We start from the raw sequence: 4,299 nt of genomic DNA on the forward strand, positions 1-4,299 counted from the left end.
CCCCCCCCCCCCCCCCCCCCCCCCCCCCCCCCCCCCCCCCCCCCCCCCCCCCCCCCCCCCCCCCCCCCCCCCCCCCCCCCCCCCCCCCCCCCCCCCCCCCCCCGACGCGCCCGTGTGCCTGCTGCGCCGCGGCGCGCGCGTGCACGGTCTGGCCGACACGTGCAGCCACCTGGGCGGCCCGCTGCACGACGGGGAGGTCCGCGACGTGGACGGGCGCGCCGCGCTGGTCTGCCCCTGGCACGGCACGGCGTTCTCCGTCACCGACGGCGAGGTGCTCGACGGCCCGGGCACCGCGCCGCAGCCGGTCGTGGCGGTGCGGGTGCGCGGCGGGCGCGTGCTCGGGCGCGTGGAGGGCCCGCCGAAGCCCTGACCGGCCGCCGTCCCGCCGGGTGGCGGGTCAGCCGCCGGCCAGGCGGGTCGTGAAGTGCTCGGTGAACGCCGCGGGGTCCACGTCGACGGCGACGCGGGCGTTGCGGGGCGGCCCGTCGGCACCGTCGGGCGCGGGGGACAGGTCGGCCAGCACCGCCCCGCGCAGCGCGTCGTCCGTGGACACGAGCACGTGCGCGTCGCGCCAGACCACCAGGTCCGGGCGGGTGACGACGGCCACGGCCAGCGGGTCGTGCAGCGCGCACGAGCCGGGCTGCTCCTCGCCGTCGCGCTCCAGCCGGTCGATCCAGGCCAGCGCGTGCTCGCCGGCGAACGCCGGGAACGGCCGCTCGTCCGCGGCCATCCGGCGCGCGTGATCGCGGGTCAGGCGCACCCGCCGCGTCACGTCGAGGCCGACGAGGTCGGGCACCAGCCCCGCGTCCAGGACGATCCGCAGGGCCTCCGGGTCGTTCCAGACGTTGAACTCCCCGGGCATCCCGGCCCGCGGGGCGGGGGACAGGTACGTCCCGCCCATGACGACGAGGCGGCCCACGTCGGCGGCGAAGCCGGGGTCCAGGCGAGCGGCGAGCGCCACGTTGGTCAGCGGCCCGATCGCCACGACCGTCACCCCGCCCGGCGCCGAGCGCACGAGGTCCACGAGGACCGCGGCCGCCCGGGTGGAGGCGGGCGCGCGCACGGGCGTGCCGGCCGGGACGCGGCCGGGCGGCGGGCCCGGGCGCAGCAGCGGGCGGGCCGCGCCCGCGTGCACCGGCACGCCCGGAGCTCCCAGCCGGTGCAGCAGGTCGAGCGTCAGGGTGGTGACCGAGGACAGGTCGGTGTTGCCGTACACCGTGGTCACGGCCGCCAGCTCGATCCCCGGGTCGGCCAGGGCGAGCGCGAGGGCGAAGCCGTCGTCGACCTCGCTGCCGGGCTCGCCCAGCGACAGGTCGGTGTCCAGCACGACCCGGTGCGGAGCACCTGCCGACGGGCCCGCCGCGGCGCTCACCGCAGCGGCACCGGGCCGGTGGAACCGCGCACGACCAGCTCGGTGGCCAGCTCGACGTGGTGGGAGTCGAGCTCCTCGCCCGCGGCCATCCGCAGCAGCGTGCGGACCGCGACGCGGCCCATCTCGCGCAGCGGCTGGCGGATCACCGTCATCGGCGGGGTCGACACCCCGGCCAGCTCGGTGTCGTCGAACCCGGTGATGCTCAGGTCGTCGGGCACGCGCAGCCCGCGCACGCGGGCCGCCTCCATGACCCCCAGCGCGAGCGTGTCGCAGGCGCCGACGACGGCGGTCGGCGGGTCGGGCAGCGCCAGCAGCCGCTCGCCGAGGCGGCGGCCGGACTCGAACTGGAAGTCGTCGTGCAGCACGTGCTCGGGCCGCACGGACAGCCCGGCGACCTCCATGGCCGCCCGGTACCCGTGCAGCCGCGCCTGGTTGCACCCCGAGCCCGCCGGCCCGCCCGCGAACGCGATGCGCTGGTGCCCCAGGGACAGCAGGTGCTGGGTGGCGGTCATGCCGCCGGCGAAGTTCGTCGAGCCGACGCTGACGACCTCGCGGCGCGGCAGGTTGAGCGGGTCGATGACGACCAGCGGCAGGCGGGCGTGCTCGAGGGCGTCCACGTGGGCGGCGGACAGCTCGCCCGTGACCACGACGACGCCGCTGCGCCCGGCGGCGGCCAGCTCGCGCGCCCAGGCGCGGGGGGCCGTGCCGGGCCGCCCGTCGACGAGCTTGCCGACGACGACCGAGGCGCCGACCTCCTCGCCGCCGGCCACCACCCCGTCGATGATCTGGGTCTGGTAGGCGCCGAAGTCGCCGTGCACCAGGAACTCCACCGTCGTGGCGGCCGGGGTGCGCCGGGCCGCCGGGGGGTTGTAGTCGTGGGCGCGCAGCAGGGCCTCGACCGCGGCGCGGGTCTCCGCCGACACGTCGTCGCGGCCGTTGACGACCTTGGAGACGGTGGCGACCGACACGCCCGCCGACGCGGCGATCGTCGCCAGCGTGGGGCGGCCCCGCGGGGCCAGCGCGGGACGGCCGCGGGTGCGGGCGGGTTCCCGCTGCAGTTCCGTCACGAGGTGCCTCCCGTCGTCGGAGGTCGCGACGTCGCGTCCTCGCCGGCGACGACTGTAGCTCCGCGGCGACCGCTAGGACCAGCACTCGACGCCGAAAGTTTTCGAGACCGTTTCGAGACCCTGCCGTGCCGCGCCGGTGGCCGCGTCGTCGCAGCCCAGGCCGTTCCAACGCTAGAAGAGCGCGCTCTCACGGTCTGTTCGGGCGACTCGCTTGACCCCGCCCCGTCGGCTGCCTATGGTCGCTGCGACGACGGCGGGGTCGAAAGCTTTCGGCAACGTCGCGACAGCAATCGGGGCCTCGGCCCCCGGCGCGGTCACCCACGACCCCGTCGGACGGAGCAGCCGCGAGGGAGCGGCTCGGCGCATCGGAGATCGAAGTGGATCAGCAGCGAACCTCTTCTCGTCGGTCCTTCCTGACCCTGGCCATGGCGACCCCCCTCGCCGCGACGGCCCTGACCGCCTGCGGCGGGTCCTCCGGGCCCGGCCAGGCCGCGGAGGGCGAGGCCTCCATCTGGTTCCTCACCGGTGAGCCGAAGGAGGCGATCCGCAACCTCTCGGTCGAGAACTTCAACGAGTCCTCCGAGACCGGTCAGCTCGCCCCCGTCGCCTACCAGAACGACGCCTACAAGACCAAGATCCGCACCTCCATCGGCGCGGGCCAGGCCCCCACCCTGATCTTCAGCTGGGGCGGCGGCAGCGTCCGCGACTGGGCCCAGGCCGGCCAGATCGAGGACCTCACCAGCTGGATCGAGGAGAACCCCGACGTCCGCACCCGCCTGTTCGACGCGGCGTGGAACCCGGGCATCGTCGACGGCGCCATCTACGCGGTCCCGCACGAGACCGTGCAGCCCGTCTTCCTGTACTACAACCAGCGCCTGTTCGACCAGGTCGGCGCCCAGCCGCCGCAGACCTGGGAGGACCTGCTCGCCCTCGTGCCCGTCTTCAACGAGGCCGGCATCGCCCCCATCTCGCTGGCCGGCCAGTCGCGCTGGACCACGATGATGTGGCTGGAGTTCCTCGTGCTGCGCATCGCCGGCCAGGACGCCTACCAGGCCATCAACGACAGCGCGCCGAACGCGTGGTCGGACCCGGCCGTCCTGCAGGCCCTCACCGCGGCCCAGGACCTCGTGCGCGCCGGCGGCTTCGTGGAGGGCTACAACTCCATCGTCGCCGACCAGAACGCCGACCAGGCGCTGCTGTACACCGACCGCGCGGCGATGCTGCTGCAGGGCAGCTGGTGCTTCGGCTCCATCAAGGCCGACGGCGGCGACTTCGTCTCCGGCGGCAACCTGGGCTACCAGTCCTTCCCCGTCGTCACCGGCGGCGCGGGCGACCCGACCAGCACCGTCGGCAACCCGGCGCAGTACTACTCGATCTCCGCGAACGCCACGGACGAGCAGAAGGAGATCGCCCGCGACTACCTGGCCAACGGCGTCCTCACCGAGGAGATCGCCGAGGCCTTCATCAACGAGGGCGGCGAGGTCCCGATCCTCAAGGGCGTCGAGGACCAGCTCGCGGCGGCCGAGGACGGCGAGTTCCTGTCCTTCGTCTACGACACCGCGGTCAACGCCTCGTTCTTCGGCATGTCGTGGGACCAGGCCCTGAGCCCGACCGCCGCCCAGGAGCTGCTGACCAACATCGAGCAGCTGTTCGGCAACCCGAACGGGTTCACCCCCGAGCAGTTCGCCGACGCCATGAACGCGGCGACGGCGCAGTGAGCAGCGCACCCGTGGGCACCGTCGCGGCCGGTGCGGGCCCGGCGGTGGCCGCCCCCGGGCGGGCGGGGGGGGGGGGGTCCCGCGGGTCCGGCTCGCTGTGGTGTCTAGTCCATCCCGCGCTTGCGTTATTTAACAAATTACG

General features: G+C 75.3%; 4 protein-coding genes. 2 read left to right on the forward strand and 2 right to left on the reverse strand.

Annotated elements, in window-relative coordinates; genetic code table 11:
- Positions 1 to 112 precede the first annotated feature (112 nt).
- Positions 113 to 370: a Rieske (2Fe-2S) protein gene (locus ACRYMY_RS19535; protein WP_432548878.1), complete on the forward strand. Its 258-nt coding sequence runs from the start codon at positions 113 to 115 to the stop codon at positions 368 to 370.
- A gap of 27 nt (positions 371 to 397) precedes the next feature.
- On the opposite strand, the gene ACRYMY_RS19540 is transcribed toward ACRYMY_RS19535, so the two are convergent.
- Both ACRYMY_RS19540 and ACRYMY_RS19545 read right to left on the reverse strand, forming a co-directional pair.
- Positions 398 to 1,327 carry a nucleoside hydrolase gene (locus ACRYMY_RS19540; RefSeq protein WP_432548879.1) on the reverse strand — a complete coding sequence of 310 codons (930 nt, stop codon included), beginning with the start codon at positions 1,325 to 1,327 and terminating at the stop codon, positions 398 to 400.
- 41 nt (positions 1,328 to 1,368) lie between these two features.
- Positions 1,369 to 2,430 (reverse strand): LacI family DNA-binding transcriptional regulator, encoded by a 1,062-nt coding sequence (locus ACRYMY_RS19545; protein WP_432548881.1) that lies wholly within the window; start codon positions 2,428 to 2,430, stop codon positions 1,369 to 1,371.
- 434 nt (positions 2,431 to 2,864) lie between these two features.
- Between ACRYMY_RS19545 and ACRYMY_RS19550 the strand changes: the two genes are divergently transcribed.
- Positions 2,865 to 4,157 (forward strand): extracellular solute-binding protein, encoded by a 1,293-nt coding sequence (locus ACRYMY_RS19550; protein ID WP_432548880.1) that lies wholly within the window; start codon positions 2,865 to 2,867, stop codon positions 4,155 to 4,157.
- Positions 4,158 to 4,299 lie beyond the last annotated feature (142 nt).

Source organism: Kineococcus haloalkalitolerans, assembly GCF_050871905.1.
Classification (GTDB): domain Bacteria; phylum Actinomycetota; class Actinomycetes; order Actinomycetales; family Kineococcaceae; genus Kineococcus.